Annotated in this window: 19 protein-coding genes; 9 read left to right on the forward strand and 10 right to left on the reverse strand. The window is 55.3% G+C overall.

Annotation, left to right across the window (positions count from 1 at the left end; all coding sequences use genetic code 11):
- Window positions 1–187: 187 nt before the first annotated feature.
- From uhpT to rlmG, 6 genes are all read right to left on the reverse strand, one after another.
- Complete coding sequence (gene uhpT / locus FDP13_RS13360; protein ID WP_012771157.1) at window positions 188–1,579, reverse strand: hexose-6-phosphate:phosphate antiporter; 1,392 nt, start codon at window positions 1,577–1,579, stop codon at window positions 188–190.
- A gap of 151 nt (window positions 1,580–1,730) precedes the next feature.
- A complete protein-coding gene (locus FDP13_RS13365) occupies window positions 1,731–3,074 on the reverse strand; it encodes an MFS transporter (protein ID WP_012771158.1) in 1,344 nt (447 codons plus the stop codon).
- Window positions 3,074–4,591 (reverse strand): signal transduction histidine-protein kinase/phosphatase UhpB, encoded by a 1,518-nt coding sequence (gene uhpB / locus FDP13_RS13370; RefSeq protein WP_143839628.1) that lies wholly within the window; start codon window positions 4,589–4,591, stop codon window positions 3,074–3,076. Before uhpB ends, FDP13_RS13365 begins: the two co-directional genes overlap by 1 nt.
- The gene (gene uhpA, locus FDP13_RS13375; RefSeq protein ID WP_015847832.1) at window positions 4,591–5,181 is read right to left on the reverse strand and encodes a transcriptional regulator UhpA; all 591 of its coding nucleotides are present in this window, start codon (window positions 5,179–5,181) and stop codon (window positions 4,591–4,593) included. Before uhpA ends, uhpB begins: the two co-directional genes overlap by 1 nt.
- Before the next feature lie 242 nt (window positions 5,182–5,423).
- A complete protein-coding gene (locus tag FDP13_RS13380) occupies window positions 5,424–5,720 on the reverse strand; it encodes an MbeD/MobD family mobilization/exclusion protein (RefSeq protein WP_015847833.1) in 297 nt (98 codons plus the stop codon).
- A 111-nt stretch (window positions 5,721–5,831) separates the two neighbouring features.
- Complete coding sequence (rlmG, locus tag FDP13_RS13385) at window positions 5,832–6,989, reverse strand: 23S rRNA (guanine(1835)-N(2))-methyltransferase RlmG (RefSeq protein ID WP_033575790.1); 1,158 nt, start codon at window positions 6,987–6,989, stop codon at window positions 5,832–5,834.
- Window positions 6,990–7,432: 443 nt separating this feature from the next.
- On the opposite strand from rlmG, the gene FDP13_RS13390 reads away from it, so the two are divergent.
- Complete coding sequence (locus tag FDP13_RS13390; RefSeq protein WP_015847835.1) at window positions 7,433–8,386, forward strand: TerC family protein; 954 nt, start codon at window positions 7,433–7,435, stop codon at window positions 8,384–8,386.
- A 38-nt stretch (window positions 8,387–8,424) separates the two neighbouring features.
- Here FDP13_RS13390 and FDP13_RS13395 read toward each other — a convergent pair whose 3' ends face one another.
- The 4 genes from FDP13_RS13395 to uxaC all read right to left on the reverse strand — a co-directional run bounded on the left by FDP13_RS13395 (window position 8,425) and on the right by uxaC (window position 13,671).
- Window positions 8,425–8,973, reverse strand: a complete 549-nt coding sequence (locus FDP13_RS13395; protein WP_143839629.1) for a YgjV family protein — start codon at window positions 8,971–8,973, stop codon at window positions 8,425–8,427.
- A gap of 113 nt (window positions 8,974–9,086) precedes the next feature.
- Window positions 9,087–10,577 carry a UxaA family hydrolase gene (locus tag FDP13_RS13400; protein WP_015847837.1) on the reverse strand — a complete coding sequence of 497 codons (1,491 nt, stop codon included), beginning with the start codon at window positions 10,575–10,577 and terminating at the stop codon, window positions 9,087–9,089.
- A gap of 18 nt (window positions 10,578–10,595) precedes the next feature.
- A complete protein-coding gene (locus FDP13_RS13405; RefSeq protein WP_015847838.1) occupies window positions 10,596–12,047 on the reverse strand; it encodes a tagaturonate reductase in 1,452 nt (483 codons plus the stop codon).
- 214 nt (window positions 12,048–12,261) lie between these two features.
- Window positions 12,262–13,671, reverse strand: a complete 1,410-nt coding sequence (gene uxaC / locus FDP13_RS13410; RefSeq protein WP_015847839.1) for a glucuronate isomerase — start codon at window positions 13,669–13,671, stop codon at window positions 12,262–12,264.
- A gap of 513 nt (window positions 13,672–14,184) precedes the next feature.
- On the opposite strand from uxaC, the gene FDP13_RS13415 reads away from it, so the two are divergent.
- From FDP13_RS13415 to FDP13_RS13450, 8 genes are all read left to right on the forward strand, one after another.
- Entirely contained in the window at window positions 14,185–15,486 is a 1,302-nt protein-coding gene (locus FDP13_RS13415; RefSeq protein WP_143839630.1) for an MFS transporter, read from the forward strand.
- Window positions 15,487–15,846: 360 nt separating this feature from the next.
- Entirely contained in the window at window positions 15,847–16,626 is a 780-nt protein-coding gene (gene exuR, locus FDP13_RS13420) for a transcriptional regulator ExuR (RefSeq protein WP_015847841.1), read from the forward strand.
- A gap of 618 nt (window positions 16,627–17,244) precedes the next feature.
- The gene (locus tag FDP13_RS13425; protein ID WP_015847842.1) at window positions 17,245–17,919 is read left to right on the forward strand and encodes a DedA family protein; all 675 of its coding nucleotides are present in this window, start codon (window positions 17,245–17,247) and stop codon (window positions 17,917–17,919) included.
- A 3-nt stretch (window positions 17,920–17,922) separates the two neighbouring features.
- A complete protein-coding gene (gene mzrA, locus FDP13_RS13430; RefSeq protein WP_143839631.1) occupies window positions 17,923–18,264 on the forward strand; it encodes an EnvZ/OmpR regulon moderator MzrA in 342 nt (113 codons plus the stop codon).
- Window positions 18,265–18,488: 224 nt separating this feature from the next.
- Window positions 18,489–18,794 (forward strand): YqjD family protein, encoded by a 306-nt coding sequence (locus FDP13_RS13435; RefSeq protein ID WP_015847844.1) that lies wholly within the window; start codon window positions 18,489–18,491, stop codon window positions 18,792–18,794.
- Window positions 18,795–18,797: 3 nt separating this feature from the next.
- Window positions 18,798–19,196, forward strand: coding sequence for a phage holin family protein (locus FDP13_RS13440; RefSeq protein WP_143839632.1), 399 nt, complete (start codon window positions 18,798–18,800; stop codon window positions 19,194–19,196).
- Window positions 19,193–19,495, forward strand: coding sequence for a YqjK-like family protein (locus FDP13_RS13445; protein ID WP_015847846.1), 303 nt, complete (start codon window positions 19,193–19,195; stop codon window positions 19,493–19,495). Before FDP13_RS13440 ends, FDP13_RS13445 begins: the two co-directional genes overlap by 4 nt.
- Before the next feature lie 315 nt (window positions 19,496–19,810).
- On the forward strand, window positions 19,811–20,206 hold the full coding sequence (locus FDP13_RS13450; protein ID WP_015847847.1) for a DoxX family protein: 396 nt from the start codon (window positions 19,811–19,813) through the stop codon (window positions 20,204–20,206).
- Window positions 20,207–20,217 lie beyond the last annotated feature (11 nt).

The raw sequence follows: 20,217 nt of genomic DNA on the forward strand, positions 1-20,217 counted from the left end.
TATGCAGTATAGGCCGGTGAATTTCAGTTAACCGGATGACAGGGTAAAGCTTTGCAAGGGGGATATTCACAATTGGGCCAATTGTGGAGAAAGCGGAAATATTCCGTAAACAGCGTTACGGCTAATGAGGCCAGACGATGAAAAAGGGCGCGTCGGGTCACCTCGCGCCCTTGCGATTAGCGGTTCATCAGGCTGCTTGTACCTGACGCAAACGTTTTTCGCGGCGAATCTTACGCTCTTCCATGATAGCGACCATCGCCATCAGACAAATACAGCCGATAGCGGCGGCATCCAGCGCAGCAAAGGTGCCGGCCCAACCGGTTAATCCAAAAATCGGCGTGCCGTCGGCGATCATCCCCAGCCCCAGCTTCGCGAAACTGTCGCCAATCAGGTAAGCGAAGGTGCCTTTGATGCCATCGGCGGCGCTGATAGCCTTTTTCGGCACAAACCCGACGGCGGCGACGCCAATCAGCAACTGCGGGCCGAACACCAAAAAGCCCAGCGCAAACAGTGACGACAGGTACACATACTGGTTGCTGGCGTGTTGATAAATCCCCAGCGTCGCGATGATCAACGCCAGTGCGATGCAAGCCACCAGCCCACGGCGACCATTCGCGAGATCCGATAACCATCCCCACAATAACGTGCCCACCAGCGCACCGGCCTCAAACAGGGTAAACCCTTGTATCGCCACCGATTTCGGCAGTTTCAACTCCTGATAGGCATACACCGTGGACCACTGGTCGATACCGATGCGCACCACATACAGGAAGATGTTGGAGAAGCACAACAGCCAGATCACTTTATTTTTCAGCACGTACTCGACGAAGATCTGCCATTTGGTCATATCGCCGTCTTCCGCCTCTTTGTCTTCTTCGGAGATAGCTTCGTCAAACAGTTCTTCCGCTTTCCCCAGGCCATAGGCTTCCGGCGAATCGCTGCCAAAACGCAGGCCAATCACACCGACGATAAGCGCGATAATCGAGGGGAAAACAAACATGCCGATGACGTGACCGTCGAACAGGTAGTTAGCGCCAAACAGCGCGACACCCGCCGCACCGGCGCCGCCGAGGTTATGGGAAATATTCCACAACCCCAGGTAGGTACCGCGTTTGCGGCGTGGCGTCCACTTGGTAATCGTCGAGTAACTGCATGACCCGCCGGTACTCTGGAAAAAACCGCTCAATGCATAAAAGGCGATCATCAAAAACAGGCTGACGGACCCCGCGCCCATGCTGGCGCTAAAACCCAACATACAAATGGCGGAGAGGATCAACATAAACGGCAGGAACTGCTTGGTGTTTTTGCCGTCCGCATAATAGGACACCAGTGTTTTGCCCACGCCGTAGGTGATTGAGAAACCCAGGCCGATCATACCGAGTTGCGTCATGCTCAACCCGTAAGTGCCGATCATATCGTTCTGGGCAATGTTGAAGTTTTTACGAATCAAATACATGGTCAGGTAGCCGATGAATACCACCATATAGGACTGCATAAACGGCTTGAACCACATTTTGCGCCGTACATCGAGCGGCAAATCGAGCGTCGGCTGACGCACCTGGGTTAAAAAGTTGAGCATGATGTTTCCTCTTACAGGACGGGGCGGCTTGCGGCCTTTTATTTCCCTGCATTGTAAGAAGCGTCGGCGCAACGGCGCCTGAGGGAACATCCTGCTTAAACTAGGAAATTTTCCCGGTTTTCGCCGATTCGGGAAAAAAGAGTGAAGCGAATCACGCTACGTCGGTCGTGGCGCGCGGCGACGAAGCCCGCAGGAAGGGCAGCAACAACAGCGCAGAAATCCCGCCGGCTACGGCGATCACCGCGAAAAAGCCGGTCCAGTGCCACACATCCATAATGCGTGCCAGTGGCCAGCCGGACAGCGACGCCCCCAGATAGGCGAACAGGCCAACAAACCCGGTGGCGGCGCCGGCGGCGTCCTTGTGAGAGCACTCTGCGGCCGCCATGCCTATCAGCATTTGCGGGCCAAAAACGAAGAATCCGGTGGTGAAGAAGCAGGTTGCCTGCATCACATAGCTGGCAAACGGCATCAGCCACAGCGAACCGACGGACAGCAAAATGCCGGCGGCGAAAATCAGGTTCATCGGGCCGCGATTGCCGTTAAACAGTTTGTCCGACCCCCAGCCGGCGACCAGCGCGCCGATAAATCCGCCCAGTTCGAACATGGTGACCGCCGAGTTAGCGGTCACCAGGTCGACCCCCAGCGTTTCCGACATATAGAGGTTACCCCAGTCATTGATGGCGGCGCGCACCACATACACCAGCACGTAGCTGCAAGCCAACAGCCAGATGTACGGATTGGCGAACACATATTTATGCAGGATTTCCCGCCGCGATAACCCGGCCCCCTCCTGCTGTTGGGCGATCTCCAGCGCATCGTTACGCCACTCCCCCACGCTTGGCAGGCCGAGCGTCTGCGGTTTATCACGCAGCCGCCAGCATAAAAACAACCCTGCGACGATCGCGAGCGTTCCGGCAATCATCATGCCGACGCGCCAGCCGTAATGCAGCGCCGCCGCTCCGACCACCATCGGGATCAGCGCTCCGCCTACGTTATGCGCCGTGTTCCACAACGCCCACCAGCTACCGCGTTCGGTGCGCGAATACCAGCTGGTGAGTAACCGGGCGCAAACCGGCGCGCCCCAGCCCTGAAAGAAAGCGTTCGCCATCCACAATACGGCGAACGCCCACAACGACGAGGAAAAACCGAACAGAATGTTCACCACGCCGGTCGCCAGCAGCCCGATCCCCATAAAATAACGGGCATTGGAGCGGTCGCTCACGATCCCCGAAAGGAATTTAGACGCCCCGTAGGTGACGTAAAACAATGTGGCCAGCAGCCCGATATCGGTGCGCACCATCAACCCGCTGGCGAGAATTTCCGGTACCGCGGCGTTAAAACTTTTGCGAGTGAAGTAAAACAGCGCATACCCCAAATACAGCGTAATCAGGATATGGCGGCGCCAGTAGCGATAGGTATCGTCAATAGTTTGACGGTCAGTCAGCGGCGGCACATCGGCAGGGATATTCAGAAAACGAATGGTCGGAAAAGGCATCACGACTCCTTGCCGGCAGGTAGCGGCAGGCTGACGGTTAAACGGGTGCCGTGGGTACAGGAAAGTTGCAGGGTGCCACCCAGCGCCGTGACGCGCTCACGCATCCCAATCAGGCCAAAACCTTGCGAACCGGAGCCCGGCGGCAGCCCACCGCCATCATCCTCGATAACCAGCATCAGCCGCCCATCTTCATCCTGTTGCCAGGCTTGCAGCATCACCGCACTGGCGTTGGCATGTTTCACGATATTATTCAGCCCTTCCTGACAGACGCGAAACAGCGTGACCCTCAGCCCTTCGCTGAGGGTCGTTTCGTCGATATGCCAGGTAATATGACTGACGATACCTTGCGCCTCCAGCTCCATCTCACGCATTAAAGAGCGCACTGCCTGCTCCAGCGTAAGATCGTCAAGCTGGCGCGGGCGCAAGCGCCCCATCAGCCGACGCACCGAGTCATACACGCTCAGCGATAATTGCTCGATGAGCGCGCTGCTCTGCTGCACGTTGCGGCTTTCCGGCGCTTGCCGTTGGAGAATGCCCGCCTGCGTGCGAATGGCGGTTATCGTCTGGCCGATATCGTCGTGCAGTTCACGTGCGACGTCGCGCCGCACGTACTCTTCCGTTTCCAGCAAGCGCTCCGCCAGACGACGATTGCGCGCCAGCTGGTTTTGCAGCGACAGGTTAAGCTCGCGCAGGCGCTGAATACCCGCGCCGAGCAACAGCCCGGTCAGGCTTTGCGCCAGCAGCGAGAGCAATAAATCGACCGGGTGTTCATGCCAGGTCTGGCTGGCAATTAGCGCAATCGCATTCATCAGCGTGGCGATCAGCGCCCCCTGCCAGCCATAGTGCCAGGCGAGCGCAATAATCGGCAACGCCAGACAAAACGGGGTAAAACGCGCCAGTTCCGACGGTAGCCCCAGTTGTAGCCATAAACTCACCACAAACAACAGCAGATACAACAACAAGTGTCGCCCGCGCCAATCCACCGGCTGGGAAACCAGCGATGGCCCGAGCGGCAGCCAGGTCGAACTGGACAGATAATGCCAGATAAGCAAACACGTGGGCGAAAGCGTCAATCCGCCGGTCAGCGTCAACAGCAGCACGGTGAGCGCCTCTTCGCGATGACTGAGCCACGGCAGAGATTGCAGCAACGCCGCGGCAATCAACGCGCCGCCTTGCAACAGTAACGTATGCCAGTCATCCCGCCGCGGCCGCCGGGATGCCAGCATCACCGGCAGCAGCGTCAGCAGGCTTCCCACCAACAGCAACGGCAGATTCGCCAGCGCCACCTCCTTCGCCAGCCAGATAAGCAACAGCCATTCACTCACCAGCAGCACCGGCCAGAAACGACGCGGAGATTGCAACATCAATCCCAACCGTAGACCGAAGGGAAACAGCAACGCAGCCAGATCCGGGCGGGCGACCAGATGCAGGCTGATGCTCCACAGGCAAAACCAGGCGGCACAGAAGATAAAACAACTGGCGAAGGCGGCGATAAGCCGGGTAGCAATCGGGCGCATTACCAACCATCAAACATGCGGCGGGCCAATTCCACGTCATTGCTGACGCCCAGTTTTTCCATCAGGTTGGCACGGTGAACATGGACCGTTTTCGGCGATAATCCCAGCTCAGCGGCGATGGCTTTCACCGCCATCCCCTGCGCCAGTTTTTCCGCCACCTGCCGCTCGCGTCGGGTCAGCGGGTCCCGGCGGCTTGACGCCAGCTTCAGGGCGATATCCGGCGTGAGATAACAGCCGCCGCCCGCCACCGTACGCACGGCCGCAATCAACTCATCCGGGCTACAGCGCTTGGAGAGAAAGCCGCGCGCCCCGGCGTTCAGCGCCTGTTCAATCAGTGCCGGGCTGTCATGCACCGACAGCATAATCACCGCCATGCCCTTAGGCAGTTGACAGAGCAGTTCAAGCCCTGAACAGTCGGGCATCGAGATATCGCAGATACAGACCTGTACCCCCCGCCCCGGCAACCCCACGAGCGCGTCGCGCCCGGAACCGAACTCGCCCACTATCTGCATGTCGGGCTCAAGCCCCAGCAATTGGGCAAAACCGGAGCGAACAATAAGGTGATCATCAATCAGGGCAAGGGTAATCATGGTTGAACCTGGGATAACCGGGAGGCGTTTTACCTTAACGTTAAGGCCAAATCGGTTCAAGCGCTGAACCCTCACCCGACGTTTTTATATAAAAAGGTGTGAAAAACAGCACAAGATAGCCGACGTTGCCGCCAACATAACGTGACGGCGAGAAACACAACCGGCTGGCGAAGAGAAGAAGATGGTCTGCACGACAACAGCGGGTCACGGCAGGCCAATCACGATCGCGGACCAGGTCACGATCAAAGCAGCGAACGATGAAACGCCGAAGCTTCCTGAGCCAGCGCATCCAGGTGAGCGCGGATCAGGTTGATTTTCTGCAACAATGGGTTCCGCTCCGGGGATTCATCCATCATATTGACCCGGGTAACCAACTCATTGATTTTTGAGCACAAATCCGCCTCGCGCTGGCGGGCCTGCACCAGTTGCAGGTGAAGGTGCTGGTAGTCGCGCTGCCAAATCTGTTGCTGTCGGCTAACACTGGCTTCCAGCGCCTGCAATGCGCTTTCCAGCCGTGCTTCCAACTCTTCGATACACATAGGAGTTCCTTCGCTGATGTACCTTCGCTGATATACCTTCGCGGAAATAACCTGCGGATTATAATGACAGTCCCGCGCGACAACAAATGCCGCGCAGGGCTGCGTTGCCGGTCAACTCCGAGTTTTGACCGCACGCAACACAACGAATTTCGCATTACTGGCAACATTTTCACAATTGCCGAACAATCGCTTCAGCTTGTGGAAGTAGTCCAGATGTCGGTTGCCGACAATCCGTAACTCGCCCCCGACCGTCAGGCAGCGGCGCGCATCGAGGAACATCTGCCAGGCAATATCATCGGTTATCGCCTGCTGCTGATGAAACGGTGGGTTACACAATACCGCCTGCTGGCTATCCGGCCCGACGCCCGCCAGCGCATGGTTCACCACAAAGCTGCTGCGCGCCATGTCCTGCGGTCGATTGTCTTCCACATTGCGCCGACTGGACGCCACCGCCATATAAGACTCGTCGAAAAAGCTGACGTACGCCTGTGGGTTCAACGCCAGCGCGGTCAGACCGATAACGCCGTTGCCGCAGCCCAGATCGACAATTTTACCGTCCAGTTGCTGCGGCAGATGCCGCATGAAAAAACGTGCGCCGATATCCAGCCCGCTGCGCGCAAACACATTGGCATGGTTGTGAATGCGATAACCGTGAAGGGGGCTATCGGTATCGTCCAGCGGCCACACCGTCAGCTGCGGTTTTTCATCCTGCGCATCCCTCTCGCGCGCTTGCGGCTGGCAGTGAATCAACCTGGCTTTTTTCCAGGCCAGCGAGGTACGGGTCGGCCCCAGAATCTGTTCGAACAGTTGCAGCGTGGAGGTGTGGATATCGCGCGCTTTGGCTCCGGCGATGACCACCGTTTGCGGCGTTACCACGTTGCGCAGTTGACGCAACTGATGCTCCAGCAACGCCAGCGTTTTCGGCACTTTCAACACCACCAGCGCGGGCGCGTCCGGCAACGGCGCCAGGCTGTCCAGCAACGTGACCGAATCCGGCGCGTAACCATTAAGCGCCAGATTATGCCGGGTCGCTAATTGGCTGAGATACGAATCGCTGATGCAATAAGGCGCCTGCGCCTGTAAACCACAGGCCAGCGTACCGAACGCGTCGTTGAAAATCAGTTGGGGGCCGGGTCCGATCGGCAGCGTAGCCAACTCCCGTAGCAGATATTCATCCGCAGCTTCCCATGCCTGCAACGATGACTCGCGCTCGGACTGCGGATAACGGACCAACGTCAGGCTATGTGTTTCCAGAAAAAGTTGGCTCATGGCCTCTCCTGCAATACAAAATCTGGCGCTGTTTATCCCTTAAAACGGCGTCGCAGTAAATGCTTTTCCTACGGTTCGTTAGGCCGGCCGCCGATTCTCTGCGATGACGAGCGCTAACAGCGTGCTTCCTGCCGAAACGGCAAACAAACTAAACCAGCGGAATTATTTGACCCTGTACAAAAACTCCCCTATCTTTGTGGTTGCAAAGGGGAGTAACTTCTCGCTGGTCAATCGTCATTACAGTGCAGCCGCACTCGGTTACCAGGCAACCTTAATGACTCTATCCACATTAAGTTGTAAGTGAGACCTTGCCAGAAGGCGAGGTCTATTTGCAGCTTAATAGCAAACGGCCTGTGCCTTCTGACACAGGCCGTTTTGTTTTCTTAATTGATTAAAGAGCCGGTGCATTCACCTGCATGAGACAGGCTCTAAGGGATACTGTTATGGTAACAATAGGTACTCCGCTGCTGTGGGGCAGCTTCGCAGTGATTGTCGTCATCATGTTGGCGATTGACCTGTTTTATCAGGGCAAAAAAGGCTCTACCGTGATGACATTCAAACAGGCCGCGGTCTGGTCGCTGGTGTGGGTTTCGCTCGCCGTGTTGTTCAACGCCGGTTTCTGGTGGTATCTCAGCGGCACCATGGGCCGTGAAGTGGCGGATGCCCAGGCGCTGGCGTTCTTTACCGGTTACCTGATTGAAAAAGCCCTGGCCGTCGACAACGTGTTCGTTTGGCTGATGCTGTTCAGTTATTTTGCCATCCCCGCCCAGTATCAGCGCCGGGTACTGATTTACGGCGTATTGGGCGCCATCATACTGCGTACCATCATGGTGTTTGCCGGTAGCTGGCTGGTTTCCCAGTTCCAGTGGCTGCTGTACCTGTTTGGCGCGTTCCTGCTGCTCACCGGCCTCAAAATGGCATTGGCGAAAGCGGACGACACCGCCATCGGCGATAAACCGGTGGTCCGCTGGCTGCGTAGCCGCCTGCGAATGACCGACGACCTGCACGGCGAACACTTCTTTATTCGTCAAAACGGGCTGCTGTACGCCACGCCGCTGTTTCTGGTGCTGGTGATGGTGGAAATCAGCGACGTTATCTTCGCTGTAGACAGCATTCCGGCTATTTTCGCCGTCACCACCGACCCGTTCATTGTGCTGACGTCAAACCTGTTCGCCATTCTGGGGTTACGCGCCATGTATTTCCTGCTGGCGGGCGTCGCGCAGAAGTTCTCTATGCTGAAATACGGGCTGGCGGTAATCCTTGTCTTTATCGGTATCAAGATGATGCTGATCGATCTATTCCACATTCCCGTCGCCATTTCGCTCAGCGTCGTTGCAACTATCTTGCTGGCGACCATCCTGATCAACATCTGGGTTAACCGTCGCGCCGGACGTTAATTCCGACGTACGCCCCGCCGCAAGGCGGGGCATTTTTCTCAAGCGCTTTTGCTGGAAGATTGCGGCTCATCCACCCTGAACGGGTCGATACCGTTACGCTGCATACGCCAGAAACGGATGATATTGAACCCGTTTATTACCAGAAAACTGGCTTCAATCAACGAACCGCCGATCGACCCCAGCCAGATGTTATGCATCACCCACAGCGCGGTCGAACACCAAATAATGCAGCGCATAATCAGCCCATGTGCGCGAAACAGCGCCCAGGTACTGCACACCGTGCCGATGATCGGCAACAGTTCCATCGGGTGTTTCACCCCCGGCAAGCCAAGCGCCAACGTCAGCGCAATAAACACGAACATCACCACGATACTGCTGGTTTTCAGGGTAATCAGGGTACGGCCTGAGTTCAGTAAGGCGCTGACTCCCGCCGCATTCGCTCCCATCAGGAAGAAATGGCAGGCGATAACCGCACTATAGACGGAGAGCTGGATTTTGAATTTTTTTTCATTGCGGTTGAAAAACATAGTGATACCGACCATAAAGGCCAGTACGCCAACAGCCTGGGCAAATACGTAAGATGTCATGATTCCCGCCTTAAAGCGCCGTTACGAAAAAACGGCGTTCAAAATAATGAAACGCCGTTTTATTTTATGTGAAATCGTTTGGGTTTACAACGCCAGGCTTATAACGATCGGTTTTATAAAGTCACGCCGCTCTTAAATATTGCCAGTTCACGAAAGTCGTTGATCTCGTTTTTCGCCAGTTTGCCGTTGGCGATATCGACGATCAGATCGACAAACTGCGACAGCAATTCATCCATCGACACACCATGAATCAGGCGGCCGGCATCAAAGTCGATCCAGTGCGGTTTCTTCTGCGCCAATTCAGTATTCGTCGCCAGTTTTACCGTCGGTACAAAACCGCCGTAAGGCGTGCCGCGGCCAGTACTGAACAACACCATATGGCACCCAGCCCCGGCCAGCGCACTGGTGGCGACGGCATCATTACCTGGCGCGCTCAGCAAATTCAGCCCCGGCGTATGCAAACGCTCGCCGTACTTGAGCACATCCACCACCTGGCTCTGCCCGGCTTTTTGGGTGCAGCCGAGTGATTTCTCCTCAAGCGTCGTGATGCCGCCCGCTTTGTTGCCCGGCGATGGGTTCTCGTAAATCGGCTGGTTATGTTCAATGAAATACTGTTTGAAATCATTGACCATATGCACGGTTTTCTCGAATGTGCTCTCATCGCGGCACCGGCTCATCAAAATACGTTCGGCACCGAACATTTCCGGCACCTCGGTCAGCACCGTCGTGCCGCCGTTGGCGATGAGGTAATCGGAGAAACGTCCCAGCAACGGGTTAGCGGTAATACCGGACAGCCCATCAGAGCCACCGCACTCCAGACCAAACTTCAGTTCGCTGAGTTTGCCCGCTTCGCGTTTGTCATCGCGCATCACCTGATACAACTGGTGCAGGTGTTCCAGCCCGGCTTCCACTTCATCTTCCTGCTGCTGACAGATCATGAAGTTGACGCGTTCGGCGTCGAATTCGCCCAGCGTGTCGCGGAATGCGGACACCTGATTGTTCTCACACCCCAAGCCAATCACCAACACGGCGCCGGCGTTCGGGTGGCGTACCATGTTTTGCAGCATGGTACGGGTATTTTCGTGGTCCTGCCCCAGTTGGGAACAACCGAACGGGTGCGTAAACAGATAAACGCCGTCGATGCCTTCCGCGTTATTGGTTTCCTTGAGGAAACGCTGCTGGATCTGACGGGCGATCCCGTTAACGCAACCGACCGTCGGCAGGATCCACAGTTCGTTGCGGATCCCGACGTCGCCGTTGTTACGACGGTAGATCTGCACCTCGCGATCCGCCATCTGTGCCGGCAGACTGATGAATTCCGGCTGATATTGGTACTCATCCAGATCGCTCAGATTGGTTTTGGCATTCTGCGAGTGAATGTGCTCGCCGGCGGCAATCGCCGCCAGCGCATAACCAATCGGCAAACCGTATTTCACGATCATCTCGCCGGGCGCAATCGGCCTGAGAGCGAACTTATGCCCGCGCGCCACCGGCTGCGGCAACGTCAGGGAGATATCGCCAACCGATACCGCGTCATCCTGCGCCAGATCGCGCAGGGCAACGGCAACATTGTCCAGTGAGTGAATTTTGATGATGCTCTGCATGGATAAGACCTTATGCGATTAGCAATAACCCGCTAACGCGTCGCGCATACCGCGCTCGACGATAGCCTGCAGTTGTTCGGTGACCAACGCCGCCAGACCCGGCACCAGCGTCAAATCCTGCTCCCAGTGCTCTGCATCGCTCAGCACGGCGTTCACCACCTGCGCCAGCGACGCGGTGCCGGCGCGCACGCCGCCCCACAGCACTTCGTAACGCTCCAGCCAGTGAGCGTCGTCCTGCAACGGGTAACGATCATCATTGCGTTCGCCGCGATAAAACGCGATCAACGCCGCCAGTGCAAACGTCAGGCGTTTCGGCAACGCGCCGTGGCGTTCACGGTAAGTCAACAACTGCGGCAGAATGCGGGTACGGAATTTGGTCATGCCGTTCAGGGCGATAGACAGCAATTGATGCTGAATAAACGGGTTTCTGAAACGGCTCAGTACCGCCTCGGCAAATGACATCAGCTCGTCATGCGGCAGGTCCAGCACCGGTACTATCTCTTCAGCGATGGTGGTTTCGACAAACTTACCAATCTGAGCATCGTTCATGGATTCGCCCACAGTATCGAGACCCGCCAAAAACGCGACCGGCACCAGCGCGGTATGGGCGCCGTTCAGGATCGCCACTTTGCGTTCTTTGTAAGGCTTGATATCGTCGACAATCCGCACGTTCAGCGTCAGTTTGTTCAGGTGCAGCTCTTCCGCTAGCCACTGTGGCCCTTGGATAACAAACAGATAGAAGTACTCGGCGGTATCCAGGAAGGTGTCCTGATAACCCAGTTCCTGTTGCAACGCATCGACTTCATTACGCGGATAACCGGTAACGATGCGGTCCACCAGCGTCGAGCAGAAGGTATTGTGCTCGTTCAACCAAGTGGTGAACGCCGCCGGCAATGCCCACTGAGCGGCATAACGCAGCACCAGCTCTTGCAGTTTTTCACCGTTGTAGTCAATCAACTCGCACGGCAACAGCACCCAGCCTTTATCGGCGGCGCCGTTAAAATGGTTGAAGCGTTCAAACAGCAGACGGGTCAGCTTCGCCGGGAAGCTGGCCGGCGGCGTGTCAGTCAGTTGGTCTTCGGCATGGTAGCTAATACCGGCTTCCGTGGTGTTGGAAAACACAAAACGGATGTTGGCGTCATGCGCCAACGCCAGATACTCGTCAAACTGGCGGTACACATTGATTTCACGGTTAACCGAGCGGATCAGGCGCGGCTCGCGCACCGCTTCGCCTTGTTCGTTCAGACCGCGGATAATAGTGGTATACAGCCCATCCTGGGTATCCAGCGCGGGCGGGAAATCGGTATCAATCGGACGAACCACCACGATACCGGCATCCAGACTGGTATGTTCATTCAACAGATCCAGTTGCCAGTCAATAAAGGCGCGAAGGAAATTGCCTTCGCCAAATTGGATGACGCGGTCAGGGTGACGACGGCCAGGAAAATCACGACGATTCAGCGTTTGCATTAACAAGCTACCTCAGAACACGACACTTCGGGACAAACGCCAGTCAGTACAATCGTCAGCCGGTATAATCGTCAGCCGGTACAATCGTCAGATGATTACGACAGCGTCAGGTCAGCACGACAGCGTCAGGGCGGCGGATTCAGCACCCTGCGCCAACCCGAAATCACAACATTGACAGACGGGCACGTGACGGTGCCCGCCCTCCCTTTTCTTCTTATAACTCGATGCCGAAATAGTTTTTGGCGTTATCGAAACAGATATTTTTCACCATCTCGCCCAGCAACGGCAGGTCGCCCGGCGCTTCGCCGTCTTCCACCCAACGGCCGATCATCTGGCACAGGATGCGACGGAAATATTCATGACGGGTGTAAGATAGGAAGCTGCGGCTGTCGGTCAACATACCGACGAAGCGGCTCAACAGGCCCAACTGCGCCAGTTGCGTCATCTGACGTTGCATACCGTCTTTCTGGTCGTTGAACCACCAGCCGGAGCCGAACTGCATCTTGCCCGGCATCCCTTCACCCTGGAAGTTACCGATCATGGTGCCCAGCACTTCGTTATCACGCGGATTCAGGCAGTACAGGATGGTTTTCGGCAGCAGATTTTCTTCATTCTGCTTGCTGAGCAGGCGGGACAGCTCTTGCGCCAGCGGGCGGTCGTTGATGGAATCAAAACCCACATCCGGCCCCAGCAGGTTGAACTGACGCAGGTTGTTGTTACGCAACGCGCCGATGTGATACTGCTGCACCCAGCCGCGGCGCGCGTATTCAGCGCCCAGCCACACCAGTACCGCGGTTTTGAACTGCGCCACTTCGTGTTCGCTCAAGGTCGCGCCGGACAGGCGGCGAGCCAGAATGCCATCCAGCGTGGCTTCATCCGCATCGGCATACAGTACGACGTCCAGCGCGTGGTCGGACACTTTACAGCCGTGCGCGGCAAAGTGGTCCAGACGTTTGGTCAGCGCAGCCTGCAGATCGCTGAAACGGCGAATATCGGTATCGGAGACTTCACCGAGCTTCGCCATGTAATCGTTAAAGGTCGCCAGTTCGATATTAAAGGCTTTATCCGGGCGCCAGCTCGGCAGCACTTTGATAGAGAAGGTTTTATCCTGGGCAACCGCTTTGTGGTGTAACAGGTCGTCGATCGGATCATCGGTGGTGCCGACCATTTTCACGTTCATCTGCTGCATGATGCCGCGCGCGGTAAACTCGTCGCGCTCCAGCAGGGCATTGGCACGGTTCCAGATGTCTTTAGCGGTAGACGGCGACAGCAGGGTGCCGGTGATGCCGAACGGGCGGCGTAGCTCCAGATGCGTCCAGTGATAAAGCGGGTTGCCGATGGTATGCGGTACGGTGGCGGCCCAAGCCTCGAATTTCTCCCAGTCGCCGGCATCGCCGGTACAGAAACGCTCCGGTACGCCGTTAGTGCGCATGGCACGCCATTTGTAATGGTCGCCCTTCAACCAGATGTCATACAGATTTTTAAAACGATAATTTTCGGCAATCTGCGCAGGCGGCAAATGGCAGTGATAATCAAAAATCGGCTGATCTGCTGCAAATTCATGGTACAGCCGACGGGCAAACTCAGTATCCAACAAAAAATCTTCACTTAAAAACTGGGGCATGTTCGCTTCCTCACACTACATTCGCCAACCAAATGCGGTCACGCTTACAAAGATATCACACCAATTATCGACGATAACCTACATCATTAGTGAGGTCATGATCGCAAAAATGACAGAAATCGCTTTCAATTACACCATTTTTACGCTTCCGCCTCACCATACAGCCCTGTTCCCGACCGAATTATTTTATTCCCTAACAAAATAATGGTTTTGTGATATCACTCAACTTTTAAATTGGTATGACAAATTATTGTAGCGCTGCCTGATGAGGGGATTCAATCTCAATATCGTCAACAAGATTGGTATTACCACCGGAAAACAATAACGCGCGGCGGGATCGCCGTCGCAGCCCGCCAGCTGTGCCCAGCGGCAGGGCAACCGGCCAGGCGGCAACTCCCGCAGGTTTTGACCGGGGCACAGAGGTGCCCCGTCACTTTCGGCGTGGTCTACACCTACTACGGCAAACGGGTTACCGGCACGGCCGTGGTAATTAAACTCGGAGAGATATTTAACATGTTCAAGATCAAAGGCTTGCGCTGGTACATGATCGGGCTGGTGACCATCGGCACCGTTCTGGGCTACCTGACGCGTAACGCAATTGCCGCAGCGGCGCCCACACTGCAGGAACAGCTCCATATCAGTACTCAGCAATACTCTTATATCATTGCGGCCTACTCAGCCTGCTACACCATCATGCAGCCTGTTGCCGGTTATGTGCTGGATGTACTGGGCACCAAAGTGGGTTACGCCATGTTCGCCATCCTGTGGGCACTGTTCTGTGCCGGCACCGCGTTGGCTAACAGCTGGGGCGGTCTGGCGGTAGCGCGCGGCGCGGTAGGGATGGCGGAAGCGGCCATGATCCCCGCCGGTCTGAAAGCCAGTAGCGAGTGGTTCCCGGCCAAGGAACGTTCTGTTGCGGTGGGTTATTTCAACGTTGGCTCATCGATTGGCGGTATGTTGGCTCCGCCGCTGGTCGTCTGGGCGATTATGGCGCACAGCTGGCAAATGGCGTTCCTGATCACCGGCGCACTGAGCCTGGTTTGGGCACTGTGCTGGCTCTACTTCTACAAACATCCGAAAGATCAGAAAAAACTCAGCACCGAAGAACGCGAATATATTCTGAGCGGCCAGGAAGCACAGCATCAGGCCGGCAACGCCAAGAGAATGTCCGCCTGGCAGATCCTGCGTAACCGTCAGTTTTGGGGCATCGCGTTACCGCGCTTTCTGGCAGAACCGGCCTGGGGTACGTTCAACGCCTGGATCCCGCTGTTCATGTTCAAAGCCTATGGCTTTAACCTGAAAGAAATCGCCATGTTCGCCTGGATGCCGATGCTGTTTGCCGACCTCGGCTGTATCCTCGGCGGCTATATGCCGATGCTGTTCCAGAAGTACTTCAAAGTGAACCTGATCGTTTCCCGTAAACTGGTCGTGACGCTGGGTGCGTTGTTGATGATCGGCCCCGGCACCATCGGCCTGTTTACCAGTCCGTATGTGGCTATCGGCCTGTTGTGTATCGGCGGCTTTGCCCACCAGTCCTTGTCCGGTGCGCTGATTACACTGTCTTCAGATGTATTCGGCCGTAATGAAGTCGCCACCGCCAATGGTTTGACCGGGATGGCCGCCTGGACCGCCAGCACGCTGTTCGCTCTGGTCGTCGGCGCCCTGGCCGACACCATCGGCTTCAGCCCGCTGTTCGCCGTACTGGCTATCTTTGACTTGCTGGGTGCCGTCGTTATCTGGACGGTACTGAAAAACAACCCGGTTTCCGAAGAGGGCGACAAAGGCGCAGACCTGAAAGCCGCACAGCAGCACTGACAGACAAATTTCTGCTTCACGCCCTTCATCCGGTATCATAAGGTACCGGATGAATCATTTCTTCCGGTCAGGCGACAACAGCTAACTGTGACATGGGTGTTGGTCGCCACTTGTTGTAGGTGGTATAACAAATTTATTCTGATTATCATTCTATATACCCCAGGCAGTTCGAGTTGCAGGACAACATGCTCGCGTTTTGAATACAACCCATAGCGCGAGGGCCTTTTACAGATTCAGGTAAGAAAGCCATCGCACCTGCAACACGACGTCTGACGGGTATGTTACCGAAACATCATAACGGGATAGACGCAGTGACGCGCATGGCCTCAGGGAGCGTCATCTATCTTAAGAGCAGGCATCATGGCACTGACAGAATCGAGGCGGCTCTACCAGCAGCTGGCCGCAGAATTGAAGCAACGTATTGAGAATGGCGTTTATCCGGTTGGAGACAAGTTGCCGGCCGAACGCAATATTTCCGAAGAAATGAACGTCAGCCGCACCGTAGTACGCGAAGCGATCATCATGCTGGAAGTGGAAGGCTATGTGGAAGTGCGCAAAGGTTCCGGCATTCACGTCATATCCAACCAACAGCGCCATCTGCTGGCTGCTAACGGCAGCGACGCCGACTTCCTCACCGCCGGGCCGTTTGAATTGCTGCAGGCTCGCCAGTTAATAGAGAGCAATATCGCCGAATTCGCCGCCACTCAGGTCACCCGGCAGGACATTATCCAACTGATGGAAATTCAGGAGAATGCCCGTCAGGAAGACCGTTTCCGCGATTCTGAATGGGATCTCAAATTCCACGTACAGGTTGCGCTGGCGACCCAAAACTCGGCGATGGCAACCATCGTGGAAAAAATGTGGAGCCAGAGAATCCACAACCCTTACTGGCGCAAACTGCACGAGCATATCGACGACAAGTCGATCGAAAGTTGGTGTGAAGACCATGACCAGATCCTTAAAGCGTTGATCCGTAAAGATCCCTATGCCGCAAAACTGGCGATGTGGCAACACCTGGAAAACACCAAACAGATGCTTTTCCGCGCCACCACCGATGATTTCGAATTTAACGTCGATCGTTACATGTTTGCCGAAAACCCGGTTGTCCATCTGGACCATATCACCAACGGCAAGCTCTGATTTATTCCCCGTCTTTCACGCCTGTTGCCCCCACCTTTCGGGGGCAAAAAAAGTCATCCAACGTCGAGTTCTGTCAGAAAGTGTAAAATATGACGGCAATCACACTGTTTTCCCAATAAACAGGTCGTTACACGTTTTCAGAACGTGATATTTTCCTATCTCGCCTTCATGGCTTTTGTTACAGTTAGGACACTTTTTTTACGTTTAATGACTGGAAGAACGACCTGACCGTTAAAAAAACGGAAAGGAATAATGCCGACCGGGAAAAATGCCCTGAAAAGAATAAGTACGCCTCGGCACCTAAATTTCGGGCAGAAAAACTCTGTTCGTCTCCGTGGTTATCAGCGTAAACAGGACATGCCATCGGCCATACACGGACAATGACATCACCCGACCCACACTCATTCGGGTTGCGGCACAGAGCCAGCGCGTTAGACAGGTAACGCCGGCAACGCGCCTGCAAGTTGGAATAAAGAGTACAGGGCAGACATGTGAAGGAGCACGCCACCCGATGTTCAGCAATAACAGCTCTGCGTACCTGACTTGCCAGGATGTCGTTGACTGGCCGCAGGTTCCCAGCGTGGTTTCTCCAACGCCGTAGTAGTACAGGAACACCAGATGGATATCATTAAAGAACTTTTGTATGCGCTCTGGCACCAGAATTTTGATGTCCTGGCCAATCCCAAACTGGTCTGGACGATTTACCTGTTGCTGTTTTTTATTCTGTTTCTGGAAAACGGCCTGCTACCCGCCGCATTCCTGCCCGGCGATAGCCTGTTGATCCTGGTCGGCGTGTTGGTCGCCAAAGGCACCATGAGTTATCCGTTCACGATTGCCCTGTTAACCACCGCCGCCAGTCTCGGCTGCTGGATGAGCTACCTACAAGGAAAGTGGCTTGGCAACACACGAATTGTGCAGGGATGGCTGGCACATCTTCCCTCACACTACCACCAGCGTGCACACCAGCTATTCCATCGTCATGGGCTATCGGCGTTGTTGATTGGCCGTTTTTTGGCTTTCGTCCGGACCCTGTTGCCGACTATTGCCGGGCTGTCCGGGCTGAACAACGCGCGTTTTCAGTTCTTCAACTGGATGAGCGGTTTCTTGTGGGTCATCATTTTGGTTTCTCTGGGTTTTGCTCTCGGTAAAACCCCTGTATTTCGCAAATACGAAGACCAGTTGATGTCCTGCCTGATGCTGTTGCCGCTGGTATTGCTATGCGTCGGATTGGTCGGCTCGCTGCTGGTATTCTGGCGCAGAAGGCGAATGATGGCGCGTGAAAAAAGGAATTGATTGATGCTTAGGAAGCCCCTCATCTGGCGTGCACTGTTGCACCTGCTTCCACTGGCGGTGTTGCTGCTGACCATGTCGTCGCAACGCCTGCCGGACGAAGTGATGCTGCACATCACCCCGTTGCATCAGGGTGCTTCACTGCCGGATGGCTTCTACATCTATCAGCGTCTTAACGAACGGGGTATCGCCATCAAGAGCATTACCCCGGAAAACGACAGTATTATTGTACGGCTGTCTTCACCTGAACAAGGCGGTGCAGCCAAAGAAATATTGAGCACCGTGCTGCCCAATGCCATTGTGATTGCTCAACGCATCCATGGCGCCACACCGATTGCCAGAAGCTGAGGCCCCCGTTCGGGTTTGCCGACGGCTCCCATTTTGCTCCCTTACCCACTTGTTGTTCAAAAATCTCCCGGATATCCGTCGTTTTTCCGTTACTTAAAAAAAGAACCTTGCCGTGGGTTATCGGAATTATCCGTAACGATTACGCTCACAAAGATGAAAATCTGCACTATAGTTAACACGACGATTAGTTAACACTATGATTCATCAAATAAAGGAGTGTTCACATGGCACAAGAATCCGATACCGAACAGCTGCGCGCAGAACTGCGTTCTCTGGGAGATACACTGGAAGAGGTGTTACGTTCCTCCGGCGATAAATCCAAAGCAGAGCTGGAAAAACTGCGTGATAAGGCGGAAACCGTACTGAAAGAATCACGCGAGCGGCTGAATGACACCGGCGAGCGTATTACGGCTCAAGCCCGTGAAGCGACCCAATGTGCCGATAACTTCGTGCGTAAAAACCCGTGGACCGGGGTAGGTATTGGTGCGGCGGTCGGCGTAGTTCTGGGTTTATTGCTGGCGCGCCGCTAACGTATGGCGACTGAATCGCAACGTCAAGGACCAGGCCGTTCGGCAGTGTCTACCGTGCAACGTATTCTCGCCCTTCTGGTCGGCATAGCGGAAACACGCCTCAGGCTGGTGGTGGTAGAACTGGAGCAGGAAAAAAACCTGCTCATTCAGTTGCTATTGATGGTTGGGCTAACCCTGCTGTTCACTGCTTTTGGCCTGGTCGGCCTGATTGTAATTATCCTGTGGAGCCTTGATCCGGCATTACGTTTGACAGCACTATGCTGGATCACCGCCGCCTTGTTTGCACTGGCATTATTCGGCGCACTGTGGACGTTAATACGACTACGTCGCTCCATGTTATTGCGGGATACCCGTAAAGAACTGGCGGCAGACCGGGCACTGCTGGAGGACGAATCCAAATGAACCGCCGTCAGCGGCTGGCTGCCGAAAAGGAACAATTGTTGCGCCGGATCCAACAGCAACGGCTGACGCTGGTCGCGGAGAAAAAACGCTGGCTGGAGATTACCGCGCCTTGCGATGAGTACTGGCGAAAATGGTCGCACATACGCCGTTATCTGCCGTTACTCGCCCCAGCCGTCGCCATTGTGGGGCTACGCCATCCACGCCGGCTGGTCAGGTTTGTACGCAAGGCCGCTGGTGTCTGGAGTGCGGTAAAACTCATACGCGCCACATTATCGCCGGCGTCACGCCAGCCGCGCTAATACGCCGTTTCACGCTTTTTGCCCACAATCGCCGATTAAGCGCCGCTTTTTACCGGTATACCCGTTACCGTTATAGCCGTATTGCACTCCCTCTCTACCGAGGTGACGAAACAGACGCCGCTTCGGCGCGTTTTGTGCGTCCACAAGGACCATAGTCAATTTTTCTGACAAAAAACAACAATTTTACTCGCTGGTTTCTGCACGCATCCGCCCCTAGTATTTCTCCATCGGTTACACAAACGTTTAGACAAGCCACCGCCGGATGCGCCCTTATCAATTCTTGCTCCGGCCGCAAACACACTACTGGAGATATTGATGAAAAATTTTGAGAACGCTCTGCTGATGGTTGCTCGTATCCTGCTGCCAATCCTGTTTATCGTTGCCGGTTATGGCAAACTCGGCGCTTCCTACGCCGCAACCCAGCAATATATGCAAGCAATGGGCGTTCCGGGCGCACTGCTGCCGTTAACCATTCTGTTGGAACTGGGCGGTGGTCTGGCTGTTCTTTTCGGCTTCCTGACTCGTACGACTGCGATCATCACCGCGATTTTTACCCTGTTGACCGCATTCCTCTTCCACTCTGATTTTTCTCAGGGCGCCAACTCGCTGATGTTCATGAAAAACCTGTCTATCGCCGGTGGTTATGTACTGCTGTTCGTTACCGGCCCAGGCGCGTTCAGTATCGATCGTCTGCTGAACAAAAAATGGTAATAACAGTCTGA

It is taken from the genome of Dickeya sp. ws52 (assembly GCF_007210685.1).
Taxonomy (GTDB): domain Bacteria; phylum Pseudomonadota; class Gammaproteobacteria; order Enterobacterales; family Enterobacteriaceae; genus Dickeya; species Dickeya chrysanthemi.

What these genes read in the sequence shown, in the direction of transcription:
- FDP13_RS13435 (WP_015847844.1), top strand. Translation starts at nt 18,489, where the DNA reads ATGGCACAAGAATCCGATACCGAACAGCTGCGCGCAGAACTGCGTTCT.
- FDP13_RS13445 (WP_015847846.1), top strand. Translation starts at nt 19,193, where the DNA reads ATGAACCGCCGTCAGCGGCTGGCTGCCGAAAAGGAACAATTGTTGCGC.
- mzrA (WP_143839631.1), top strand. Translation starts at nt 17,923, where the DNA reads ATGCTTAGGAAGCCCCTCATCTGGCGTGCACTGTTGCACCTGCTTCCA.
- FDP13_RS13425 (WP_015847842.1), top strand. Translation starts at nt 17,245, where the DNA reads ATGGATATCATTAAAGAACTTTTGTATGCGCTCTGGCACCAGAATTTT.
- FDP13_RS13450 (WP_015847847.1), top strand. Translation starts at nt 19,811, where the DNA reads ATGAAAAATTTTGAGAACGCTCTGCTGATGGTTGCTCGTATCCTGCTG.
- FDP13_RS13415 (WP_143839630.1), top strand. Translation starts at nt 14,185, where the DNA reads ATGTTCAAGATCAAAGGCTTGCGCTGGTACATGATCGGGCTGGTGACC.
- FDP13_RS13405 (WP_015847838.1), bottom strand. Translation starts at nt 12,047, where the DNA reads ATGCAAACGCTGAATCGTCGTGATTTTCCTGGCCGTCGTCACCCTGAC.
- FDP13_RS13365 (WP_012771158.1), bottom strand. Translation starts at nt 3,074, where the DNA reads ATGCCTTTTCCGACCATTCGTTTTCTGAATATCCCTGCCGATGTGCCG.
- FDP13_RS13395 (WP_143839629.1), bottom strand. Translation starts at nt 8,973, where the DNA reads ATGACATCTTACGTATTTGCCCAGGCTGTTGGCGTACTGGCCTTTATG.
- uhpB (WP_143839628.1), bottom strand. Translation starts at nt 4,591, where the DNA reads ATGCGCCCGATTGCTACCCGGCTTATCGCCGCCTTCGCCAGTTGTTTT.
- uhpT (WP_012771157.1), bottom strand. Translation starts at nt 1,579, where the DNA reads ATGCTCAACTTTTTAACCCAGGTGCGTCAGCCGACGCTCGATTTGCCG.
- uxaC (WP_015847839.1), bottom strand. Translation starts at nt 13,671, where the DNA reads ATGCCCCAGTTTTTAAGTGAAGATTTTTTGTTGGATACTGAGTTTGCC.
- FDP13_RS13400 (WP_015847837.1), bottom strand. Translation starts at nt 10,577, where the DNA reads ATGCAGAGCATCATCAAAATTCACTCACTGGACAATGTTGCCGTTGCC.
- uhpA (WP_015847832.1), bottom strand. Translation starts at nt 5,181, where the DNA reads ATGATTACCCTTGCCCTGATTGATGATCACCTTATTGTTCGCTCCGGT.
- FDP13_RS13390 (WP_015847835.1), top strand. Translation starts at nt 7,433, where the DNA reads ATGGTAACAATAGGTACTCCGCTGCTGTGGGGCAGCTTCGCAGTGATT.
- FDP13_RS13380 (WP_015847833.1), bottom strand. Translation starts at nt 5,720, where the DNA reads ATGTGTATCGAAGAGTTGGAAGCACGGCTGGAAAGCGCATTGCAGGCG.
- rlmG (WP_033575790.1), bottom strand. Translation starts at nt 6,989, where the DNA reads ATGAGCCAACTTTTTCTGGAAACACATAGCCTGACGTTGGTCCGTTAT.
- exuR (WP_015847841.1), top strand. Translation starts at nt 15,847, where the DNA reads ATGGCACTGACAGAATCGAGGCGGCTCTACCAGCAGCTGGCCGCAGAA.
- FDP13_RS13440 (WP_143839632.1), top strand. Translation starts at nt 18,798, where the DNA reads ATGGCGACTGAATCGCAACGTCAAGGACCAGGCCGTTCGGCAGTGTCT.